The organism is Pseudoalteromonas sp. THAF3 (assembly GCF_009363775.1).
Taxonomy (GTDB): Bacteria; Pseudomonadota; Gammaproteobacteria; order Enterobacterales; family Alteromonadaceae; genus Pseudoalteromonas; species Pseudoalteromonas ruthenica.
Map to the genome: position 1 here is coordinate 34,842 of NZ_CP045419.1, position 22,485 is coordinate 57,326.

25 protein-coding genes are annotated in these 22,485 nt (G+C 48.3%); 16 read left to right on the forward strand and 9 right to left on the reverse strand.

All coding sequences use genetic code 11. The annotated features are described in order from the left end of the window. Nucleotides 1-47 precede the first annotated feature (47 nt). From FIU82_RS15280 to FIU82_RS15300, 5 genes are all read left to right on the forward strand, one after another. The gene (locus FIU82_RS15280; RefSeq protein WP_138510509.1) at nt 48-740 is read left to right on the forward strand and encodes an SDR family oxidoreductase; all 693 of its coding nucleotides are present in this window, start codon (nt 48-50) and stop codon (nt 738-740) included. Between the two features lie 94 nt (nt 741-834). After that, nucleotides 835-3,276 carry a S9 family peptidase gene (locus FIU82_RS15285; protein WP_152441517.1) on the forward strand — a complete coding sequence of 814 codons (2,442 nt, stop codon included), beginning with the start codon at nt 835-837 and terminating at the stop codon, nt 3,274-3,276. A gap of 177 nt (nt 3,277-3,453) precedes the next feature. Then, nucleotides 3,454-5,181, forward strand: a complete 1,728-nt coding sequence (locus FIU82_RS15290; protein ID WP_152441518.1) for an MFS transporter — start codon at nt 3,454-3,456, stop codon at nt 5,179-5,181. 97 nt (nt 5,182-5,278) lie between these two features. Beyond that, nucleotides 5,279-5,686 carry a PaaI family thioesterase gene (locus FIU82_RS15295; RefSeq protein WP_022945480.1) on the forward strand — a complete coding sequence of 136 codons (408 nt, stop codon included), beginning with the start codon at nt 5,279-5,281 and terminating at the stop codon, nt 5,684-5,686. Nucleotides 5,687-5,808: 122 nt separating this feature from the next. Beyond that, nucleotides 5,809-6,201 carry an STAS/SEC14 domain-containing protein gene (locus FIU82_RS15300; protein ID WP_138510515.1) on the forward strand — a complete coding sequence of 131 codons (393 nt, stop codon included), beginning with the start codon at nt 5,809-5,811 and terminating at the stop codon, nt 6,199-6,201. Here FIU82_RS15300 and FIU82_RS15305 read toward each other — a convergent pair. Further along, entirely contained in the window at nt 6,198-6,560 is a 363-nt protein-coding gene (locus FIU82_RS15305; RefSeq protein WP_022945478.1) for a helix-turn-helix domain-containing protein, read from the reverse strand. The genes FIU82_RS15300 and FIU82_RS15305 overlap by 4 nt on opposite strands. A gap of 117 nt (nt 6,561-6,677) precedes the next feature. On the opposite strand from FIU82_RS15305, the gene FIU82_RS15310 reads away from it, so the two are divergent. From FIU82_RS15310 to FIU82_RS15320, 3 genes are read left to right on the forward strand one after another with little or no spacing between them, the layout of a single operon-like run. Beyond that, nucleotides 6,678-7,259: an NAD(P)H-dependent oxidoreductase gene (locus FIU82_RS15310; RefSeq protein ID WP_045978924.1), complete on the forward strand. Its 582-nt coding sequence runs from the start codon at nt 6,678-6,680 to the stop codon at nt 7,257-7,259. A gap of 10 nt (nt 7,260-7,269) precedes the next feature. After that, on the forward strand, nt 7,270-7,818 hold the full coding sequence (locus FIU82_RS15315; protein ID WP_152441519.1) for a redoxin domain-containing protein: 549 nt from the start codon (nt 7,270-7,272) through the stop codon (nt 7,816-7,818). Continuing rightward, nucleotides 7,819-8,181 (forward strand): cupin domain-containing protein, encoded by a 363-nt coding sequence (locus FIU82_RS15320; RefSeq protein WP_138510519.1) that lies wholly within the window; start codon nt 7,819-7,821, stop codon nt 8,179-8,181. Between the two features lie 57 nt (nt 8,182-8,238). Here the strand turns inward: FIU82_RS15320 and FIU82_RS15325 are convergent, their stop codons facing one another. Further along, nucleotides 8,239-9,447, reverse strand: a complete 1,209-nt coding sequence (locus FIU82_RS15325; RefSeq protein WP_152441520.1) for a Xaa-Pro peptidase family protein — start codon at nt 9,445-9,447, stop codon at nt 8,239-8,241. Continuing rightward, nucleotides 9,444-10,727, reverse strand: a complete 1,284-nt coding sequence (locus FIU82_RS15330; RefSeq protein ID WP_152441521.1) for an FAD-binding oxidoreductase — start codon at nt 10,725-10,727, stop codon at nt 9,444-9,446. The genes FIU82_RS15325 and FIU82_RS15330 overlap by 4 nt, the downstream gene beginning before the upstream one ends. Before the next feature lie 169 nt (nt 10,728-10,896). Between FIU82_RS15330 and FIU82_RS15335 the strand changes: the two genes are divergently transcribed. The 8 genes from FIU82_RS15335 to FIU82_RS15370 all read left to right on the forward strand — a co-directional run bounded on the left by FIU82_RS15335 (nt 10,897) and on the right by FIU82_RS15370 (nt 17,437). Next, entirely contained in the window at nt 10,897-11,811 is a 915-nt protein-coding gene (locus FIU82_RS15335; RefSeq protein ID WP_138510524.1) for a dihydrodipicolinate synthase family protein, read from the forward strand. A 3-nt stretch (nt 11,812-11,814) separates the two neighbouring features. After that, nucleotides 11,815-12,816: a 4-hydroxyproline epimerase gene (locus tag FIU82_RS15340; RefSeq protein WP_138510525.1), complete on the forward strand. Its 1,002-nt coding sequence runs from the start codon at nt 11,815-11,817 to the stop codon at nt 12,814-12,816. Between the two features lie 10 nt (nt 12,817-12,826). Then, complete coding sequence (locus tag FIU82_RS15345; RefSeq protein WP_152441522.1) at nt 12,827-14,323, forward strand: aldehyde dehydrogenase (NADP(+)); 1,497 nt, start codon at nt 12,827-12,829, stop codon at nt 14,321-14,323. Between the two features lie 157 nt (nt 14,324-14,480). Beyond that, entirely contained in the window at nt 14,481-15,146 is a 666-nt protein-coding gene (locus FIU82_RS15350) for a GntR family transcriptional regulator (RefSeq protein WP_138510529.1), read from the forward strand. Nucleotides 15,147-15,172: 26 nt separating this feature from the next. Next, the gene (locus tag FIU82_RS15355) at nt 15,173-16,003 is read left to right on the forward strand and encodes an alpha/beta fold hydrolase (protein WP_138510531.1); all 831 of its coding nucleotides are present in this window, start codon (nt 15,173-15,175) and stop codon (nt 16,001-16,003) included. A gap of 25 nt (nt 16,004-16,028) precedes the next feature. Continuing rightward, nucleotides 16,029-16,439 carry an RDD family protein gene (locus FIU82_RS15360; protein ID WP_138510533.1) on the forward strand — a complete coding sequence of 137 codons (411 nt, stop codon included), beginning with the start codon at nt 16,029-16,031 and terminating at the stop codon, nt 16,437-16,439. A gap of 14 nt (nt 16,440-16,453) precedes the next feature. After that, nucleotides 16,454-16,924 (forward strand): OsmC family protein, encoded by a 471-nt coding sequence (locus FIU82_RS15365; RefSeq protein WP_138510535.1) that lies wholly within the window; start codon nt 16,454-16,456, stop codon nt 16,922-16,924. Between the two features lie 9 nt (nt 16,925-16,933). After that, the gene (locus tag FIU82_RS15370; RefSeq protein ID WP_138510537.1) at nt 16,934-17,437 is read left to right on the forward strand and encodes an ASCH domain-containing protein; all 504 of its coding nucleotides are present in this window, start codon (nt 16,934-16,936) and stop codon (nt 17,435-17,437) included. On the opposite strand, the gene FIU82_RS15375 is transcribed toward FIU82_RS15370, so the two are convergent. The 6 genes from FIU82_RS15375 to FIU82_RS15400 all read right to left on the reverse strand — a co-directional run bounded on the left by FIU82_RS15375 (nt 17,426) and on the right by FIU82_RS15400 (nt 22,118). Then, complete coding sequence (locus tag FIU82_RS15375; protein WP_152441523.1) at nt 17,426-17,947, reverse strand: hypothetical protein; 522 nt, start codon at nt 17,945-17,947, stop codon at nt 17,426-17,428. The genes FIU82_RS15370 and FIU82_RS15375 overlap by 12 nt on opposite strands. A gap of 94 nt (nt 17,948-18,041) precedes the next feature. Next, nucleotides 18,042-18,467, reverse strand: a complete 426-nt coding sequence (locus FIU82_RS15380) for an arsenate reductase family protein (RefSeq protein WP_152441524.1) — start codon at nt 18,465-18,467, stop codon at nt 18,042-18,044. A 126-nt stretch (nt 18,468-18,593) separates the two neighbouring features. Next, on the reverse strand, nt 18,594-19,622 hold the full coding sequence (arsB, locus tag FIU82_RS15385) for an ACR3 family arsenite efflux transporter (protein ID WP_152441525.1): 1,029 nt from the start codon (nt 19,620-19,622) through the stop codon (nt 18,594-18,596). A gap of 8 nt (nt 19,623-19,630) precedes the next feature. Then, nucleotides 19,631-20,347, reverse strand: a complete 717-nt coding sequence (gene arsH / locus FIU82_RS15390; RefSeq protein WP_138510544.1) for an arsenical resistance protein ArsH — start codon at nt 20,345-20,347, stop codon at nt 19,631-19,633. Nucleotides 20,348-20,398: 51 nt separating this feature from the next. After that, complete coding sequence (locus FIU82_RS15395) at nt 20,399-20,731, reverse strand: metalloregulator ArsR/SmtB family transcription factor (protein ID WP_022945807.1); 333 nt, start codon at nt 20,729-20,731, stop codon at nt 20,399-20,401. Nucleotides 20,732-21,080: 349 nt separating this feature from the next. Further along, a complete protein-coding gene (locus tag FIU82_RS15400) occupies nt 21,081-22,118 on the reverse strand; it encodes a hypothetical protein (RefSeq protein WP_138510546.1) in 1,038 nt (345 codons plus the stop codon). Nucleotides 22,119-22,485: the final 367 nt, after the last annotated feature.

Genomic DNA, 22,485 nt, shown 5'->3' on the forward strand with positions numbered 1-22,485 from the left:
TTGTTACGCTGGACATAGACCTATGACAGACGCGCAAGGAGACATTTATGCCCCAGGTTTTAATCACCGGTGCCAATCGCGGCATTGGCTTAGCCCTAGTACAAGAGTATTGTCAGCAGCAGTGGCAAATAATCGCAACCTGCCGCCATCCAAAACAGGCGCAGGCCTTACAACAACTGGCGCAAGCGCACAGTAACATCAGCATTGAGGCGTTAGATATCGGCGATAATGAGCAAATCGCGTCGCTTGCAGAGCACTACCGTGACCTTGCGATTGATGTGCTGATCAGTAACGCCGGCATCTATGGCCCTAAAGGCTGCAGCCTAGCTAATCTCGACTTTGCTGCTTGGCAACAGGTCATGGACATTAATGTGTTAGCACCGGCTAAACTTGCGCAAGCCTTTTTCCCGCATTTAGCGCGCGCCGACAGCGGCGTGTTTGCTGCGTTATCATCAAAAGTAGGCAGTCACACCGAGAACACTAAAGGCGGTGGCTATGTTTACCGCAGCTCTAAAGCTGCGTTGAACTCAGTGGTGAAAAGCCTGAGTAATGACTGGCGTGAACACGGCATTAAAACGGTGTCCTTACATCCGGGTTGGGTGCGTACACAAATGGGCGGACCCAATGCGCTTATTGATGCCAGTGAGTCGGCCCGTGGCCTAAAACAGGTGATCGACTCGTTGCAGATGTCGCAAAGCGGCGGTTTTTATAACTATCGCGCAGAGCAATTACCTTGGTAACCGGGTATTGGACCCAAAAAGTTGCTCAGTAACACTTAGGCATTAGAATACATTTAAGACATTAACAGGAATCCATAACAATAAAGGAAAAATAATGAAAAAACGCTTTATTGCCAGTGTGTTGGGCTTAGCTTGTACGCTAAGTTTGAACACTCATGCGGCCCCTTCACAGGCTGCGGCACAATCGGGCTATCAAATGCCCTCGCCAGAGCTGGCGCAAGTCGTAGAAGCGAAGCTTGCACCCCGGTCGATGTTATCTCCTGATGGCCAATATGTGGCCTTACTTGAGCGTCGTCGAGTTGAAAGCTTGCAAGCATTGGCTAAACCGGAGCTCAAGCTCGCTGGTATTAAACTAAATCCAAAGAACTTCTCTCGCTCTCGCGTGCGTAATAAATACACGGCGTTAAGCTTTAAGGCAGTGGATGGCAGCAAAAGTATCGAAGTCGATGGTTTAGGTGAGGGTATTATGCGCTCACCGCAATGGTCCAGTGATAGTCGCTACCTTAGTTTTGTGTGGGAAACTCCAGATAGCGCCACACTGTGGTTTTATGATATTGAAAACCAGGCACTGCAGCAGCTTTCAGATTTAGCCCTGAACTCAGTGGTGGCAGCTAAGCCCTATCAGTGGCTACCCGATGCCAGCGGAGTGATTATCAATCATGCTATCAATGCCGATAAACAAGCCCCTGAAGATGATGCCAGTACCGTGGTGCCGGTGATCCAGCAAACCACAGGGGAAAAAGCACCGGCCCGTACCTATCAAAACTTGCTCACCAGTCCTCATGACGAAGCGTTATTCAAGTTTTACGGGCAAGGACAACTGTATCGCGTTAGCCTCGATGGCAAGGCGACAAAAGTAGGTAAACCCGCGTTATTTCGTCGCTTTAGTGTTTCACCCGATAGCACCAACCTCCTGATTGGCGCATTGAATGAGCCGTTTTCTTATCAGGTGCCGTATTATCGCTTCGCCGCGACTTGGTCTGTCTGGGGCATGAGTGGCTATGAGCGTAAACAGCTGGCGCAACAGCCACTGGCGGATAATATTCCCCAGGGCTTTGACAGTGTGCGCACCGGCCCTCGTGACTTTGAATGGCGTGCTGATAAAGGGGCAACGGTGATCTGGGCTGAGGCTCAAGATGGCGGCGATATGAAAACCGATGTGCCGCACCATGATTACGTTTATAGCTTGAGTGCACCCTTTAAGCGTAAGCCTAAGCTGTTTACTAAAGTAGAGCGTCGGTTCGCTGGTATTACTTGGGGTAACGATACGGTGGCAACCCTCAGTGAATGGCGCTTTAGCGATCGCATGTTACGTACTTGGGTTATCCAACCTGACGATGCATCCAGCTCACCGGTGCTCTTCACAGAGCGTAGCTATAACGACGCCTACAAAGACCCCGGTAATCCGATTTACACCACCAACGACCTCGGCGCTCGAGTAATGAAAGTCATCGGCGACCGCTATGTGTTTTTACGCGGTAATGGCGCTTCAGAAAAGGGCAATATTCCGTTTCTAGACCGCTATGATGTAAAAACCAACAGCACCCAGCGGTTATGGCAAAGTGAAGCGCCTTATTATGAGCGCGTGGTGGGGATGCTTGATGATGAAGGGCGCCGTTTTATCACCGTGCGTGAGTCAAAAACCGAGCAGCCTAATTTATTTATTCGTGATTTAGACAATAATGCGTTAACTCAGCTGACCGAGTTCCCGCACCCGTACCCGGCATTTAAAGGGGTGCAAAAAGAGCAACTGCGTTATCAGCGCGATGACGGTGTTGAGCTCTCGGGTACTCTGTATCTACCTCCAGGTTATGACTCTTCACAGGGCAGCATTCCGGTACTGATGTGGGCCTATCCACTCGAGTATAAAGATAAAGACGTGGCTTCTCAGGTGCGGGAGTCGCCCTATGAATTTACCTATATCGGCTATTGGGGCCCAATGCCATATCTCGCTAAAGGTATTGCCGTGTTTGATGACCCGAAAATGCCCATTGTCGGCGTGGATGGCAAAGAGCCTAACGACACCTTCCGTAAACAGTTAGTAGCCAGCGCCCAAGCAGCGGTGAATGTACTGATAGAAAAAGGCGTCGCCGATAAAGACAACATCGCTATCGCCGGGCACTCTTATGGCGCCTTTATGGTGGCTAACTTGCTTGCCCATAGCGACTTGTTCAAAGCAGGAATTGCCCGCAGTGGCGCTTATAACCGCACCCTAACGCCATTTGGCTTCCAAGGTGAAGAGCGTAACTTCTGGGAAGGGCAAGACGTGTACGCCAACATGTCGCCATTTTTCCATGTCGATAAGATTAACGAACCGATGTTGATGATCCATGGCAAGGAAGATCCCAACAGCGGTACCTTCCCCATGCAAAGTGAACGTATGTATGCGGCGATGAAGGGCCTAGGTAAGGATGCACGTTTGGTAATGCTGCCTTACGAGGCCCACGGCTACCGTGCCCGTAAGAGCCTGCTTCATGTTTTATGGGAGCAGGAGCAGTGGCTAGATAAGTATCTGCTCAATACCCCTAGCGAATAACTGAAACCATGCTAAAAGCCCGAGTTTATCTCGGGTTTTTTTATGCCTGTAAGCGTCAGTAAGACAGTGTGTTACTCGCTGGATATTTGGTTTGCTGGTCAGGGGCGCTGGTTGTGGTTGAGAAGCACACTATAAGTATGGTATGTATATTGTATACAATAATAAAAAGACATCATTATGACCACTTCGCTGCAACCTCAACAACCCGCAACAAAACACTGGCGCTTTGGTGCTCGATTCTACATTGCTAACTTAATGGAGGTATTTGAACGCCTCGCTTGGTATGGCTTTTTCGCGGTTTCATCGGTGTATATGACTACACCACAAAGTCATGGAGGGGTCGGTTTTAGCGATAGTCAACGCGGTGCTATTCAAGGCATTATTCCCTTCTTTTTGTATTTATTGCCGGTGTTAACAGGGGCCTTGGGCGATCGAGTGGGCTATCGCAAGATGTTTATTGTGTCATTTATGCTGATGGCGCCAGGGTATTACCTGTTAGGGGAGACACGTAGCTTTTGGCCGTTTTTTGCTGCGCTGTCGTTGGTGGCATTGGGGGCGGCCTGTTTTAAGCCTGTGGTGGTTGGCACCATTTCCCACAGCACCAATGATCATAACCGGGGCGTGGGCTTTGGCGTTTTTTATACCATGGTTAATATTGGCGGTTTTATAGGCCCTATGGTTGCTGGAGCCATGCGAGCGATTAGCTGGGATGCGGTTTTTCTTATGTCGGCAGCATGGATAGTGTTGAACTTTATTCCGGTGCTGTTGTTTTATCGTGATCCGCCTGCTTTGCGTCAACAACAGGCCTCACTCAGTTTGATATTGAAGCAGGCGCAGCAGGTCCTGGGCAATGCCCGGTTTGCTCTGCTTATTGCCCTGAGTGTAATCGTGCTTATGAGCGCCGGTGTACAATGGCTCAGCTATGGCAGTGCATTTCTCTTGATTGCTCTGTGGGTTGGGGCCAATTTGCTCTGGGATAGGCTACCCGTTGCGACAATGAGCGCCAAGACTTGGTGGCGACAACCTATCTGTATTAGTAACCCGCGTTTTGCCTTGTACTTGTTGATTCTGACTGGGTTTTGGACCGTCTATAACCAGCTTTTTTATACCTTGCCTTTGTATATTCGCGACTACGTTGATACCGGCGATGTGCTGGCGCTTCTGGCAGTATTTGGTGATTCGGCGGTGAATTTTTTTGCCCATGTCGACCAAGATGCCTTAGCACAAGCCGTTAATGCATTGTTTTTGCAGCTGCAACAAGAGCCAAGCGACATCGATTTAGAGGCGTTACGGTTGCAGTGGGTGCATTACAAAGTCAATGTCCCTAACGCAGAGCTGGCGGTGCTGGTGGAGCGTTTGTCACTGTTGGCTCAGCAACAAGCGCAGCTCAGTAAGGTGCAACTTACGGCCATGGTCGATGCGCTTTCGGCGTATCGGCAAGTCAATCCAGAGTACCTTATTAATTTAGATTTTGCCGCCATCGTGTTGCTGCAAATCGCGGTAAGCGCAGTGTGTCAGCGCTTTAAAACATTTTATGTATTAAGCGCAGGATTAGTGGTGATGGCCACGGCGTTTTGCTACCTCATAACGATGGATATGCATGCCAGTGGTTGGGCTGTGGTTTGCGTTATTTTGCTTATCGCCTTGGCCGAGATGCTCACTTCACCAAAAAGCCAAGAATACGTAGCCAGCATTGCTCCAAAGCAGCAAGCGGCGCTCTACATGGGTTACTACTTTGTTTCCATGGCTCTGGGCTTTTTGTTTGCCGGGTTTTTATCTGGGTGGAGTTATTCGCAGCTTACCTTAGTGCTCGGGCGTCCAGAGCTAATGTGGGGGCTGTTTGCCGGGGTAGCTGCGCTCACGGCAGTCGCACTTATTTGCTTTCATAACACGGTGAAAAAGTAGCGACTTTAATAATTTTAATCCCACTAGTGGTAGCGTATCATCGGAACTTCATAATTGAATCACCCGCTAATTTGGGGTGTGTGAAGTAGGTTAAATGATGGTAACAGCAGCACAAATACAAAGGTTTTTTGACAATGAGTTTCCCGGCTCAAATATTGTTGTTGAGCGTGTAGGTCCTAAACAGGCGCAACTACGTAGGGCGGTAAATAAAGCAGATTTGCGCCCCGGTGGCAGTGTTTCCGGCCCTTTTATGATGGCACTAGTGGACGCAGCCCTTTATGCCGCGATCTTTGCGGAGCTTGGTATTGTCGCTCACGCAGTGACCACGAACCTCAACATTAACTTTTTGTCCAAACCTGAAGCTGAGAAGGATGTTATTGCGACGTGCCAACTTATCAAGGTGGGTAGTAAACTTATTGTGGGAGAAGTTACTTTACGCTCGGATACACACACTGAACCTGTTGCTCATGCGGTGGGGACTTATTCAATTCCTCCGATGCGCTAGTATACACCTCGGCAAAAAGACATATATGTTGGGGCAATGGTTGGAGCAGTGATCTGAGTCATTGTTTATCTATGAAAAGAGTGTTAATAATTGCTCAGGTTTCATTGGCAAATAATATAATAATGACAAGTTTGTCCCATGGTACATCGCAAGTTAGCGCCCAGGGTGGGGTAATAGAGGCGCGCTTTATTGGCAGCTTTAACGCGCTCGGCGTACAAGAATATGCACGTAAAGTAAAAGCGCTTGTTGCGGGTTTTGACGGTGCGAAGTTCTCAATGTTAATTGATAACACGGAGTTCGAAGGAGGCACACCAGAAGCTTATCAAACCCTCGATAATTACAATGACTGGTTGAACTCGCAAGCACTGATAGCCAAAGCCTTTGTCATTCAAAGCACCATGAATAGGCATATTTTGATGCAGCGCACGCCCGCATTAGCGACCCAAAAAGTGGCCTTTTTTACCGATATTAATGAGGCGAGAGCCTGGCTGAAAAAGCAAGACGATAACGTTTAGCTTGGCAGGTTATTCGACTCCGACCACTGCCTGAGTTCTTCAAGTATACTCAAGGCTGACTTGCCAAACTCGCTAAGCTCATAAGTTACTGCCACAGGACGTGTGCTGATCACTTTGCGTATAACCATGTTGTTGGCTTCTAACTCTTTAAGGCGCTGATCAATCATCTTTTTACTGGCTCCGCCTAGCATGCGTACTAAGTCATTAAAACGCACTGGCTCATCTTTTAAGTGATAGATCACTGAACCCGTCCACTTTCCGCCGATAAGGCGCATCCCTTTTTCAATAGCGCAAGGCTCGGTGCACGCGTTCAACACTTTTTTTCTGCCCTTACTATCTGTTTTTACGGAACTTTGCATGATAGACCCTCGTCTTTTTATTAGGTTACTAAAAGTATACTAATTGTTTTTAGTTTCTAGGTCACTATTATAAACCTCGTGGTTTTAAAGTTAAACATTCACCTAGGAGCCTTGCATATGAGTAACGTATTGATCATTAATGCACACCATCACTACCCGTTTTCGCCGGGAAATCTCAACCAAAGCTTTGTTGATAAAGCACAAACACTATTAGCAAACAAAGGTTACAACATCCAAATAAGCAAACCCTCAGAGGGGTTTGATGTGGAAGCTGCGCTGGCACAGCACCAATGGGCCGATATCGTGTTAGTGCAAATGCCCTTGAATTGGATGGGGGTCCCCTGGTCATTCAAAAAGTATATGGATGAAGTGTATACCGCTGGTATGGGCGGAGCACTGTGTAATGGCGATGGACGCAGCGCCGATGCACCGCAAAAAAACTACGGCCGTGGCGGTACCTTAGGCGGTACTCGTTATATGTTGTCGGTGACGGCCAATGCGCCGCAACAAGCCTTTAATGACCCTGAAGAGTTTTTTGACGGTCATAGCATCGACGATTTATTAATGCCCATGCATATGAACTTTAAGTTCTTTGATATGACGCCAATGCCGACATTTAGCGCTTTTGACGTGATGAAAAATGCTCAGCCTGAGGCCGATTTTGCGCGCTTTCAAGATCACCTAGAAGCACATTTTTAAGGAGCTCGCCATGAACGAATATACGCAAAAGTTACACGCTGGCAGCGAGTTTCCAGTTATTAAAGTGCCGACGTTGGCGGGCGCTGAAGTGCAATTAGGGCATACCCGATCACCCTATGACTGGCAGTTGGTGGTGGTTTATCGGGGCCGACATTGTCCCATGTGTAGCAAGTATCTTACCCAGTTATCGGCCGTGACTGAGCAACTACATAGTCTGGGGGTTGATGTTATTGCGGTCTCTGCTGATAGCAAAGAACAACTTGAAAAGCACCTTGAGGAGTTGACTGTGACTTTCCCCATTGCCTATAACTTAAGCCTTGCTCAGATGCGGGCTTTGGGGTTGTATGTCTCGGATCCTCGCTCGCCAGAGGAAACAGATCACCCCTTTGCCGAGCCCGGACTCTTTGTGGTCAACGCTCAGCAGCGCTTGCACGTGGTGGATATTTCTAACAACCCCTTTGTACGCCCCGAGCTCAATACCTTGGTTAGCGGCCTCAAATGGATACGTGATGTTAACAATAACTACCCCATTCGGGGCATGCGTAAAGAGGTGGACTAAATGAATACTCAGTTAGTTATTGCCATGATGACACTGCTGGCAAGCCTGCAAGGAGTAGCTAAGGCGGCGATACCAGCGCATAACGCTGCGCCAGCGCAGTATCAAGTGCTGTTTGAGAATGACCAAGTATTGACCTTGAAAATGACGCTGGCCGCCAATGAACGAGATAAGTGGCACAGCCATCACAGTGAAACGGTTTATTTTCAGCGTGGCGGAACTCTTGCTATTGAAACCGAGCATGGTGTGCAGGAGGTCACTGTAGCCGATGGTGAGGTCATGTGGCATCCGTCTTGGCGCCATCGCGTCACAAACCTCAGTGCCCACCCCGTAGTGGCGATTATTGTCGAACAAAAGCCACAATGACTGAGGGGGGTTATGGTCGCAGCTGATATCAATTTGACATCGGCAGCGACCTCTTTGTTACAACCCAAATGGGTTATCAATGCTGTGTGCCGGCTCAGTAAACCATTTTGGCCCCTCAGCCGTGGTGTAAAAGTGATCTTCTAAGCGGATACCAAATTCGCCGGGAACCACCAGCATTGGCTCATTAGAAAAACACATATGTTCTGCTAACACCTGAGGGTTGTCTTTGACTAAATAAGGCCATTCATGGATATCCAGGCCAATGCCGTGCCCTGTGCGGTGGGGGCAACCAGGTAATTGGTAGTCTGGCCCCAAGCTTTGGGCGCTGAGATAATCGCGCGCGGCTTTATCTACATCGCCACAGGTGTTGCCTACTTGGGCGGCTGCAAACGCTTTTAACTGGGCGTTTTTCTCATACTGCCAAAACTGTTGTTGTCGAGCGCTTGCTTCACCAAACACATAGGTGCGAGTGATATCGCTGAGATAACCGTGTAATTGGCAACCGGTATCAATTAGCACCATATCCCCTTGTTTCAGTGTTTGTGGGTCTTTCACTCCGTGGGGGAAGCTGGTGGCTTGGCCAAAGAGCACAATGCAAAAGTAGTTGCCGCTGGCACCGACTTTTTTATGCGCTGCATTAGTAAATGCCTCGACCTCAGTTGTGGTGATCCCCTCATATAACATCGACGCCGTGGCTTTGTGCACTGCTAAGGTCATGTCCATTGCCCGCTGAATAAGGGCAAGCTCGTGAGTGGATTTGTGCATGCGACAATGGGCTGTGACTTCGCCAGCATTGACCAGCGTTAATTGTGGCGCCGCTTTAGTAATACCATCGGCGATGAAAAATTGCGCGCTTTCGTCAATGCCCAGCACCGCATCGTCGCCACAACCCATGCCTTTTAGCACCTCGGCAATCAATGCATAAGGGTTTTGCTCTTCTTGCCAACCATGAATATCGGCATCAATCACCTGGTAGTCTCGCAACGAGCCTATTTCAAAAAAAGGCGCCACGAAGGCCAGCTCGCCTTGGGCAGGCAGTAACGCGCCCACCAAGCGCTCACTGGCATACCATTTTAGTCCCGTGAAATAGGTCATGTTGGTGCCAGCATTTAAATAAAGGGCATCAATGCCATTTTCCTGCATAAAAGCCTGGGCTTTGGCGATGCGTTGGCGATATTCGTGCTCTTCAATGGCGCTGATATCGCCGGTCATATCGCTCAGTTGTGCTAAGGCTTGTTGTTGGTTTTGATAGCCAATGCCTTTCATAACGCTTTGCTCCTGTTACCTTGAAACCGCGCGATGCTCAAGGCATCGATATTCATCGCGGTGGGTTGTTGATTAATGAGTGCAGCAATCAACTCACTGGTGATGGCTGCTTGGGTTAACCCCAAATGTTGATGGCCCAGCGCCAGCAATAGACTTGGATGCCTGGGAGCTGCGCCAATGACCGGTAATGAATCTGGCAAAGAGGGTCGCGCCCCTTGCCAACAAGCCTGCTCGTCAAACTCAGTGCCTAGTTGCGGCAGCAACTCCCGCGCATGAGCCAATAGAGCGTAAGCGCGCGCCATATTTGCAGGCGCTTGCAAACCGGCAAATTCAACCGTACCGGCCAGTCGCAGGCCTGCACTCATGGGCGTCATAATAAACTGTCGTTCAAAGCTGGCCACCGGGCGTTTGAGCCCGAGGTGTTCGGATAACTGATAATGATAGCCGCGCTCCGCCTCCAGCGGCAGGGCATAGCCTAATTGCTGACACAGTACTTTACTCCATGCGCCGGTACAAACAACCGCTTTGCGATAAAGCTCGCGGCTGGTTGCGGTACTCACCCGACAATGTGAATGCGCACAGGTCAAGGTAGTGACTTTCTCGGCGCGGTAGTGCCCGCCTAAAGCACAAAACTGGCTGAATAAGTATTGGCTTAATGCGCCAGGGTCGGTGCTATGGCCCACGGCTTTAAAATAAAGCGCGCCGTCGATACGGGCAGTTAAAGCAGGCTCTAGCTCATTGACCTGAGCACGCTTGAGTATCGAAACGTCCACGCCTTGGTGCGAGTACTGTGCAGCTACGGCTTTTATTTTATTTGTTGTCGTGCTCTCGAAGGTTAACAGCGACCCCTGGTGTTTGACGTACTGGTGGTAATCATTTGCGAGTAAGCGCTGCCACGCGCCGAGGGCATGGCTGTTTAACGTGCTCAAGACTTCAGTGTGGCGACGATAACGATGCGGCATCATATTGGCCCCAAAGCGAGCAAGCCATGGTAGTAGCTGTGGTAGGTATGTGGGCGCAATACGCAGGGCAGAGCGCTGGCTGATCAGCATTTTCGGCAGCTTAGGGAGTAATGAAGAGCAGGCCATGGGGAACACTTGTTCGGTGGCAAAGTGGCCGGCATTGCCAAAAGAGCATTGGCTGCCCGGCGGCTCAGGGTCATACAAGGTGACTTGATAGCCTTGGCGCTGCAATTGATACGCACAGCTCAAGCCAATAACGCCGGCACCGAGCACCGCAACGCGGTTGTTAGCAGCATGATGTTGAGCCTGACTTTGCATCCCTCGTTTTCACCTCTTAGATATTTCTTTTTATAAAGTTAAACTGCTTATAACTCATGCTATTACGTTTATGAGTGCTCTCGTTTAGCTGGTCTTGTTAATTTTGCATGTTGAATATTGTATACAATATATCTATGATAGCAAGCATAACGACAACAGAGGAACTAATATGAACGTAAATTGGCAGGGTGTTTATCCGGCAGTCACCACGCAATTCCATGATGACGACAGCATCAACTTTAAAGCCACCGCAGCGATGATTGATAACCTTATTAATGAGGGGGTGCATGGCATTATTGTGCTTGGCACCGTCGGTGAGAACTGCTCGCTGCGCAGTGAAGAAAAGCGCCAAGTGTTGGCGATGGCAAAAGAGGTGGTTGGTACACGTGTGCCGCTATTAACCGGGGTGGCTGAAACAACCACACAATTTGCTATTGAATTTGTCGCCGATGCACAAGCCGCAGGAGTGGATGGGTTAATGGTATTGCCGGGCATGGTGTACCGCAGCACTGAGCGCGAGGCCATTGATCACTATCAGCGCATTGCTAGGTCGACCCAGTTACCTATTATGATTTACAACAACCCGGTGACCTATGGCGTCGATGTGTCTATTGCCGGCATGCACACCTTAGCGCTTGAGCCAAACATCGTTTCGGTGAAAGAGGCGACCGAAGATACACGCCGTATCACCGAGCTGCTTAGTGCGTTTGGTGAGCGTTTTGTGGTGTTTGGTGGTGTTGATGACATTGCTCTTGAGTCCTTGATGCTCGGCGCCACGGGTTGGATATCGGGGCTTACCAATGTCTTTCCTCGTGAGTCTGTGGCCATTTACCAATTGGCTCAACAGGGGCGTTATGAGGAGGCGCGGGAGCTTTGGCAGTGGTTCTTGCCACTGCTGCGTTTAGACACCATCCCCACCTTAGTGCAATGCATTAAATACGCTGAGCAACTGGCTGGACGAGGCAGTGAGCGCACGCGCGCACCGCGCTTGCCACTAACCACAGAGCAAAAAGCTGAAGTGGAGCGCCTTTATAACACGGCCATTGCCAATCGTATCGACTTAAGCAAGTACAACCTGGACTAGCCTATGAACCGGGGGACCTTTTTCTGTATTGACGGCCATACCTGTGGTAACCCGGTGCGCTTGGTAACAAGCGCCCACCCACCGCTGCGCGGTCAGAGTATGAGTGCGAAACGACAACACTTCTTGCAGCATTACGACTGGATCCGTCAAGCGCTGATGTTCGAGCCGCGCGGGCATGACATGATGTCTGGGGCCTTTTTGTATCCGCCGACCACAGCAGATGGCGATGCCGCGATTTTATTTATTGAAACTTCGGGCTGCTTACCTATGTGCGGCCACGGCACCATAGGCGCCCTGACATTTGCATTGGAAAATGGCCTGCTGACACCACAAGACCCACATCGGGTGCGCTTAGATACGCCGGCCGGGCGCGTAGATGCTCATGTGCGTCGTAGTGGCGACAAGGTCGAAGCAATCAAGCTTTATAACGTGCCTGCCTTTTTGGCCTTTGAGCAACTTACTATTGAGGTGCCTGAGCTAGGGGCGCTAACCCTAGATATTAGTTTTGGCGGCAACTTTTACATCATTGTTGAGCCGCAAGCTAATTTTGCTGGCATAGAGCATTGCAATGCTTCGTTCTTGCTGCGCTACAGCCCGTTGATCCGCGATATTGTCAACGCCCAAGTCGATTGCATCCACCCGCAAGACCCCACCATGCGCGGGGCATCTCACGTGCTGTGGACCGGACAGCCCAAACACGCCAGCTCCGATGCCGCCAATGCAGTGTTTTATGGTGATAAGGCCATAGATCGTTCGCCCTGTGGCACCGGGACCAGCGCGCGCATGGCACAGTTATATGCGCAGGGGCGCTTGCCTATCGGGCAAGCCTTTGTTCATGAAAGCTACATCGGCAGCCAGTTTATTGGCTGCATCGAGGCGGTGACCGAAATCGCAGGGCGCACCGCCATTGTTCCTAGTATCGAGGGCTGGGCTCGCGTCACCGGTCACAACTGCATTGTGGTTGATGACGACGACCCCTACGCCTTCGGCTTTCAAGTGTTATAAGGAGACCAAGATGGAGAACTATGCAGCAGGCCTGAGTGGCCTTAGCTTTATCGCTGGCCAGTGGCAAAGTGAGCAACAGCAGGTATTTCATGCCTTTTGCCCGGCGCGCAATGAGGACATGGCCACACCCTTTTACAATGCCTCTTTGCAGGATGTAGAGAGTGCCTGCGCGAGCGCTGAGCGCGCCTTTATTGCCTATCGTGGCACCTCGTATCAGCAGCGCAGTGAGTTTTTGCATGCTATTGCCGATGAAATTGAAGCGCTCGGCGATGAGTTACTCAATACCACTCATCTAGAAACCAATTTGCCCTTGGCTCGGTTACAAGGTGAGCGTGGGCGGACAATGAATCAACTACGCGCATTTGCTGATGCCTTAGCCGACAATCTGGCGCCTTTGCACTTGCACTATCACGATGCAGGCGAGCCAAATCGCACCCCGTTGCCTAAGCCTGACACCACCTTGCGCTTTTTACCCCTAGGGCCTGTGGCGGTTTTTGGCGCCTCTAACTTTCCCTATGCATTTTCAACTCTCGGGGGAGACACCGCAGCGGCGTTAGCCGCCGGCTGCCCGGTGATAGTCAAAAGTCACCCAGCACACCCGGGAACCAGCGAGTTGATGACCCGAGCCATTGCCAAAGCAATAAGCCGCTGTCAGATGCCTGAGGGAACTTTTGCCATGTTACAGGGTACCGACCACAGTATTGCTCACCAACTCGTCAGTGCTAAGCAAATTAAGGCGGTGGGTTTCACTGGCTCTTTAACCGTGGCCAAGGCGTTAATGAGTACCATACATAGTCGTGAAGAGGTGATCCCCTTCTATGGTGAGCTTGGCGCTATCAATCCACAGCTTATTTTACCCCAGGCGCTGGCAAGTGCGCGTACTTTAGGGCAACAGCTGTGTGCTTCATTGCTAATGGGCCATGGCCAGTTCTGTACCAGCCCAGGATTATGGTTAGTGCCAACACACGGCAGCGATGAGCTTATCGCGGCAGTGCGCGAGCATATAGGTGATGCGTCATCGGATACCCTGCTTAGCCCAAGTATTATTGACGCCTATGAGCGAGATACCAAAGCGTTAGTCCAATGCAACGGTGTACAATTGTTGGCACAAGGGCATAAAAGTGCGCCATTTCACGCGCAAGCACAGGTGTTTACTTGCAGCGCTGAGGGTTTTATCAATACGCCGATGCTGCATCAAGAGGTGTTCGGCCCGGCAGCCCTTATTGTCCGTTACGATGATGAGCAGCAGCTTATGCACCTTATTGATGCCTTAGAAGGGCAGCTAACGGCTTCAATCTACGGTGAACAAGCCCAGCATCAGCCGCTTATTGAACGGTTAAGTTATAAGGTAGGGCGATTGATTTATGGGCAAATGCCTACCGGTGTAGAGGTGTGCCAATCAATGAATCATGGTGGCCCATACCCGGCTGCCACCGATGTGCGTTCGACCTCGGTTGGGTTAGAGGCGATGCGGCGGTTCTTGCGGCCACTGTGTGTGCAGCGCTGAGCCGATAACGTTTTCGTTTTAAGTGTCCCCCAATGCGGCCAACACTCCCTCTGTTGTCCGCATTTTTCTAATTGTAAAACAGGTACATAGATAGCACTCGCAAGATAAATACAGGGTGGTATACTGTATTCCATGGACCAGCTACCAACACTCTTATATGGCAATTGAGCATAAAACCCGTACCCAACTAGTTGCTGAAGCAATTCGCGAAAAAATCTTACTTGGCGAGCTAAAATCAGGTGCGCCACTGCGCCAAGCGGCGTTGGCACAAGAGCTCAATGTTAGCCGTATTCCCGTGCGAGAGGCGTTGCTACAGCTTGAATCTGAAGGGTTAGTGAACTTTGAGGCCCACAAAGGAGCAACGGTAACCGAGGTGAGTGCATCTCAGGTGGATGAAATTTTTGACTTACGGGCACTGTTAGAAGCCGAGCTACTGCGTCATTCTCTAACTAAGCTCACCGATGCTGATTTCAGCGAAGCCGAGGTGCTATTGCAAGATTTAGAAGCGGCGATGGCAGCAGGGGATACGCAAGCCGCAACCGGGCACCTTAACAGTGCATTTCACGCCAAATTATATAGCCGTGCGCAGCGCCCGCAAACCCGTGAATTAGTTGAGCAATTTAGCAAAAATTCAGAGCGTTACGTGCGCATGCATATTCTTCTTGCCGGGGGGTTAGATACCGCACCGGAGGAGCATCGTGAGTTACTTAAACTGTGTCGCGCGCAACGCGTAGACGATGCCTGTGCGTTTTTATATCACCACATCAGCGGCGCTAAAGACGATATTAAAGAGCTGTTATTAACCATGGAAGCGCAGGATTGACAAGCCATCTGCTCAAGGAAGAAACAATGAAACGATTCACTCACTGCTTGCTGGGCTTGCTACTTATTTGCACCAGCGCCCAGCTTTATGCCGGTTTGCGCGACGACCCTACAGTGAAAATTGGCGCATATGACGTTGAATATGAAATCGCAGGGAGCGGCGATGTTACCCTACTACTTGAAGCCGGCGGCTCTGCCGGGCTGGATGATTGGCAACCTATCTTTTACGCGTTAGCTGAGCATGCCCGCGTAATCCGCTACTCTCGCGTCGGTAATGGTGGCTCCAGTGCGGTAAAAAAACACTATAGCTCAGAGCAGTATGCTCAAGAAGCGTTGGCTCTGCTGCAAGCGTTAGCCATTACTGAGCCGGTGGTTTATATCGCGCACTCCTATGGTGCGTACATCGCGCGCACGTTCGCTGCACGTTACCCTGATAAAATAGCGGCACTGATGCTTATTGACCCGGCCTCCGAGCATGACGTTGATATTATGCGGCAAATTGACTTGGCCACCGCTGAGCAGCAAATCGCGCAAGTTAAGCGCGATGATATGAAAAATGGCATGTCTAATCAGTATTTAGATTTTTGGTCCAAGCGGCCATTGCCAGACTACCCAGACATACCCGATATTCCAGTAACCGTTATTGCCTCGGTGAAAACCTATGAAGAGCCTTCACTGCTTTTATTTACTGATCAAGGCCGAGCAATGTGGGGCGACCTGCATAGCCAGTGGGCCCAAGCGTTCCCACAAGGAGAGGCGATACTGACCGATAAAAGTTACCACTTTATACACCATGAGCAGCCGCTGTGGGTAGTGGAGCATATACAAACCCTGATAAAGCGGGTACGGACAAAATAATAATGACACACTAAGGAAAGTGATAATGAAAGACAATAAAACCGCCGCACTGAGAATACCGGCATTTTTTATTGATGCAGCGTTCGTAGTAGCAGCCCTTGTTGGCCTGCTCGAGCTGTTGTTGTTTACCAACACTATAAAAGAGCCGCCGGCTGTCGAACTGGTGATGTTTGTTTGTGTACCAGTTGGCTTTTTTGTCTATTGGGCGCTCAACATTAACCTTGGTAAGCGCATATTTAAGCTGGTTATTGTTGACGAGCTTAGCGAGAAAAAGGCCTCGATATGGCAGTTGTTTTTGAGGTCGATACTCTTTTGTATGTTAGTTTCGTTGAATATAGTGCTACTACTGCCCCTGTTTATTTCAAAAAAGAATCAAGGCTTGCATGATATGTTAGCGAAAACACGAGTTATTAAACGTACTGGCGAACATAATTAGTAATAGGGGCAGTCATGTCAAAATACACAGCTAAGGTGATATGGTCTCTCCCTCAGGGTGAGAACTTTTTAGATAACACGTATAGCCGAGGCCATCGTTGGCAATTTGATGGCGGAATTGAGGTTATGGCCTCGTCGTCACCGCAAGTGGTGCCCATACCCTACTCGGTCAGTGAATACGTGGACCCCGAAGAGGCCTTCGTTGCTTCGGTATCCAGCTGCCATATGCTGTGGTTTTTAGCCTTAGCGAGCAAAGCAGGATTGGAGATTAGTGCTTATCATGATCATGCCCAAGGCGTGATGGCAAAAAACCAAGCCGGTAAATTGGCAATGACGGAAATAACCCTGTTTCCAGAGGTTAAATTTGCCGACCACACGACACCTTCACAGCAGCAGCTAGATGCCCTGCATGAAAAGGCCCATAGCCAATGCTTTATTGCCAATTCCATTCTTACAGAGGTGCGGGTTGTGAGCACGCTAACCTAGTGAGCTGTGATGAGCGAAAGAGCGAATACCGAAGTTGCTGAGCGCGCCCACCCATCGGTCAAGGAATTATGGCGGCGCTACCTGGATACGTTTGTGGGTGAGCCGCGAGCGCAGGCTCGGCTGCAAGGTGTTTGGCATTTTTGCGATAACGAACACGACGCCAATGCCTGCGCGCAGTGGGTGTTAGAAGGAAGAAAACAGGCCACAGCTCCGAGTTTGTGGGAGTTAGAAGCTGCCGCAGAGCCGCTGCCGCAAGTTGGAGATATTCATATTGTTACTAATTGGCAGGGGCACGCACAGTGCGTGATCCGTATATGTGCGGTGGAGGTGCTTAGCTTTTCCGCCGTCACTGAGGCTCACGCTGCTTTAGAAGGCGAAGGTGATGGTTCATTGGCGTATTGGCGCCGCGAACACCAAGACTACTACCAGCGGGTATTCGCAGGCAGTGAGAAGGTATTTACTCCCTCTATGCCCATCGTCTTTACGAGCTTTGAGGTGCTATTAAAAAGCTAGCGTTTCACTCACCTTTGTGTGGTCTGCGTTGTCGCACTGCAAATGCTGGGCTACATAGCGCGGCACATCGAAAGGGGCGCCATCTAGGCTAAAGTGATTATCTAGGGCGTAGGCCATTTTTTCTAATGGCGCATCCATATACCCGACACTTTGGATTTCCTGCATATAGCGGGCAATAAATTGCGCTATACCAAGGTGCTGCCATTGGGCAACATGCACTAACTCATGAAAGTGAACACGGAGGTTTTTTGCCACATGAGGCTGCAAGTAATAGGTGTTGTTATAAGTGATACCAGCGGCATCCATATCGATAAAAGCGCCAAGCCCAAGTTGGCGAAGCTCTGGGAAGTCGGGTTTAGGAAGGGTATCGACGACAACAAAATAGGCATTATTTAGAAAGGCCGTAGGATAAAAATCAGCAAAGTTATCCATTAACTGATAACAACTCTGCCTCTGCGGCGAAAACTCGTTGTTGGTATGCTCAATCCATTGGGTTATCTGTTCTAACATTGATACTTTCCTTGTTATTTTGCTTAAAAATAAAACTACCATTTTTCGATTAGTACAATGGTAGTGAGCAGTAAGAGAGCGAAATAAATCTCTACTAACTGTTGGTTATTAAGTTTCCATGCTTATCAAGAATTTGTTCACCGTCTTCTTTAAAAAAGGGTCCTTGAGGCCAGACATCGATTAAACTTAAGACACTCTCACTAGGGCGGCATAGTTTAACTCCTTTAGGCGAGCATACAATGGGTCTGTTTACCAGTATTGGGTGAGTCAGCATGGCCGAGATTAAGTCTTCGTCTGAAATACTTTCATTAAGTAGTCCTAAACGTTCAGCTGGCGACTTTGTTACTCTTAAAGCTTCTCTAGGCGTTATATCTGCAGCGGCAAAAAGCCCCAAAAGTTGGCTCTTGGTCCAACCAACGGTTAAATAGTCCACGATCACCGGCTTATACCCAGCCTCATGAATAATACGTAAAACATTTCTTGATGTACCACATTCAGGGTTGTGATGAATAACGATCATAACTTTACCTATTGCTCCAACTATTTTGGGTCACATCTTGTTTCGAGTCTTTTTTAATTATGGTTCTGAGCTAAACGCATGGCGAATACGGTGCTCTATGCCATCGCCTACAAAGAGAGGGATATATTAAGCCCTCTCTTCCTTAAACCAATGACGTGTGCGATTAGCAAACCAAACCAAAGACAGCATGACAGGCACTTCTACTAAAACACCAACAACAGTGGCTAGCGCGGCACCGGAATGCAGGCCAAACACTGAAATCGCCACAGCAACAGCCAATTCAAAGAAGTTAGATGTACCAATCATGCAGGCCGGTGCAGCAACGCTATAGGGAAGCTTTATCTTCTTTGCTATAAAATAAGCAAGTGCAAATATCCCATAGGTTTGAACGAGTAAAGGAATTGCTATCAATACAATCACCTGGGGTTGAGCCAGTATTGTTTGTGATTGAAACGCAAAGAGTAGAACGACTGTCGTTAGCAGCCCAATAATCGACCAAGGTTTCATAGTTGTCAGAAACCGCTCTAGTTGAGCAGAGTCGTTCTTTTTATCCAATTTTTTGCGTGTAATCGCTCCTGCTATTAATGGGATCAGAACATACAGCACTACAGACAGTAACAGCGTGTTCCAAGGTACGCTGACATCACTCACGCCCAGTAGCATTCCAGCTAAAGGGGCAAACGCAAATATCATGATAATGTCGTTAATGGAGACCTGTACTAGGGTATAGTTTGCATCTCCTTTGGTGAGCTGGCTCCAAACAAAAACCATGGCGGTGCAAGGCGCAACACCAAGTAAGATCATACCTGCTATGTATTCAGTGGCTGTTTGCGGATCAACCCATTGGGCGAATAGGATTTTAAAGAATAACCATCCAAGGAAAGCCATCGAAAAGGGCTTTATTAGCCAGTTTATGACTAAAGTCAGTGCGAGCCCTTTGGGCTTTTTGCCCACATCCTTTAATGAAGAAAAATCTATCTGCACCATCATGGGGTAAATCATTAGCCAAATGAGTACAGCGATAAGTAAATTCACATGCGCATACTCAATATTTGCGATAAGCGAAAAAGTCTCTGGGGTTATGCTACCTAAGACGATACCTATGATGATGGCAAGACTGACCCACAAGGATAAATAGCGTTCAAATAAGCCCATGTAACCTCCTAAATGGCAGTTTGGTTTACGCGTTGCGACAATTGCTCAGCAGATTCCACACGTTCAGAATATCTATCTACCAAGTAGCTTTTGTTATCGCGAAGCAGCAAAGTAAACTTCATCAGTTCCTCCATAACGTCAACGATGCGGTTGTAGTATGGCGAAGGTTTCATCCTGTCGTGTTCATCAAATTCCAAAAAGGCTTTGGCAACACTCGATTGATTGGGGATGGTCACCATGCGCATCCAGCGGCCAAGTATGCGTAGTTGATTCACGACGTTAAAAGATTGCGAGCCACCACAAACCTGCATAACCGCTAATGTTTTACCTTGGGTTGGGCGTACGCTCCCGATACTGAGCGGAACCCAATCAATTTGGCTTTTAAATATGCTAGTCATGGACCCATGACGCTCGGGTGAGCACCAAACTTGACCTTCTGACCACATCATCAGCTCTCTCAGCTCTTTTACCTTAGGATGACTATCATCATCTGTATCAGGCTGCGGTAACCCCTCTGGGTTAAAAATTTTCACTTCGGCCCCCATAGCCGTTAGCAAACGTGCACTCTCTTCAATCACTAAGCGGCTGAAGGAGCGCTGGCGTAAAGAGCCATATAGCAGGAGAATACGCGGCGCGTGATCACTGAGCATACTTTGAAGCTTGTCAATGGATGGGGTGGCGAGCTGTGACGTATCAACACTTGGTAGCGTCGTTTCGGGGTTCATGGCTTCTTAACTCCTAAGTTTTACTCTCGGCATAGCATGTTTAAAGGTAAGTTAGCAGGGCAATGTTTTTTGTTTTGGGTGCTCAAGTCTTGCGAGCGCATCTAAATAGTAACCTGCATTTTCTTCAGCTGTTTTGAGGATAATTTCTTTCGCCCAACCAGGCAGTTGTTGATGGAGTTGATAATAAACCCACTTCCCACGGCGTTGATCTTGCAGAATGTCACATTTTCGTAGTTCAGCTAAATGGCGAGAAACTTTAGGTTGATCTAGCTCAAGAGCAGCCATAAGTTCGCACACGCAAGCTTCACCTAACTGACTGATAATTAGCACGGACTTAAGCCTGGTATCATCTGCCAAGCATTTAAAGAGTTTGAGTGGACTCATATTCACTACTCATAGTTAATATGTGAAATATCATATATGTGTTTTTCCGTATGTCAACTGTGCAGATATATATTCTTTTGTTTAAGTGCGGTTGGGCGAGGGAAGTATAAAGTTAACAAGCTATCTAACTATTTGTTTAGATTAGTTTTAGGGTTTGGTGTCTAGTGATGTTTTATTTGCTGGCAATCTCGACGGGCGTGCTCACTGTGACCTACCGGGTTTCTGCCGAGAACCGCCTTGAAACAAGTAGGAGTTAGTTTTTTGGTGTGAATATCGAAAAACTCTCTGCTTTAGTTATGCAGCCTATTTTTTTGAGCGCTAGGTTGGCTGCACTTTGCCTAGTCTAACTCTATACTGCATTACAGTTGTCGATTCGACTGATTGTAGGTTTCCAGCATTGTTGATTTCCTTCTGTATTATTAGCGCAAATGTTTATTTTTGCTTTGAAAAAGCATAGTTCATTGTCGGGTCTATCCTTAAAAAGCGTGCCAGAGTCTGAATTTGCGCCTTTATAATGAGTAATATCTTCTGCTTTATCACTGATAAAATCGTCCCAGCATCTAGACATTTTCGTACTACCTAATTTGAGCTCACCATTATCAGGTTGGAATAACTCATTTACAGTAAAGCCGTCGATTCTAGACTGCCCTTGGTTTAAGCTGAAGTCGGCTATTATTTGAGTAGGACCGTCAGTAATTATTGGCGTTTTCATATATACATCAAATGCTAGATAGTTTGATGCATCATAAAACTTAGAGATTACAAAGTTTTCTTCAAGATACTCTAAAACAACTGCAACGCCGTTATTTGCTTTGTTTAATGTAATGCCATCGCCGCTCGCATCGATTTGTACTTGTTGCCAGTTTTTTCCTACTGCAAATTCATTGAGCTCGGCTGCTAACTCCATTTTAATTTGTCTCTTCTGAGCGTTACCTCTGAAAAAATTAATGGGATGATCAATGCACGAAGAGTTTTCAGTTTCGTCTACAGCACCTTTGTATTGAAATGTATGCTCTTTATATTCTTGAAGGTTAGATTCATTGAGGTTGACGATTGTTGACGCAAAGCCTTTTTGAAATGTGAAATAGTCTTTTGCAGCCAGTTCTTCGCTCGGAGTGAGTGACTCCCTACCTGCGCTCACTTTAGGTTGGTTGTTAAAGTCGAACTCGGTAGTCACTATAAATTTGTAAGCACGTTTATCGCTGTGTGAGAGAACGATTATTTCTTTACTAATAGGTTCACAAACAGCAGAGGCCGAAGCGTGATTATGGGTATTGCACTTGTTTTCAGGGGCTTCTTGTATCGCTATTTTTTTGGCTGCCTCCAAATCGCAGCGCGAACAGGCATATGCCTCTGTTAACGTTGCTATCGCATGTGAGCTTGCCATAAGTATGCTCATTGCGAATAAGTACTTAGCTAGATACGTCCATATTTTCATTACACATTCCATGTCGTTATCTTTTTATTTACATTAACAGTAATTAGCTCTCGTGGGAATGGTTATATTTTGGTCTAAATCTTTTTGCTGAGAGAAATACAGAAATAGGAGTTACCTACTCACCATCCCAAGAACCGCAATAAGCTAGGGCTTAATTACTTTAAAGAACCAATATAACTCCCTACTGCCATGAGCAAGAGTTTCGCCGCAATGCTGATTAAAGCCTGCAACCACGCTTATTTCAGGCCAAAGAGTGATTCTCAGTGCTGAAACCTAAGCGCGTGATTACACCGAGGATTTTGTTACAACCTAAGCT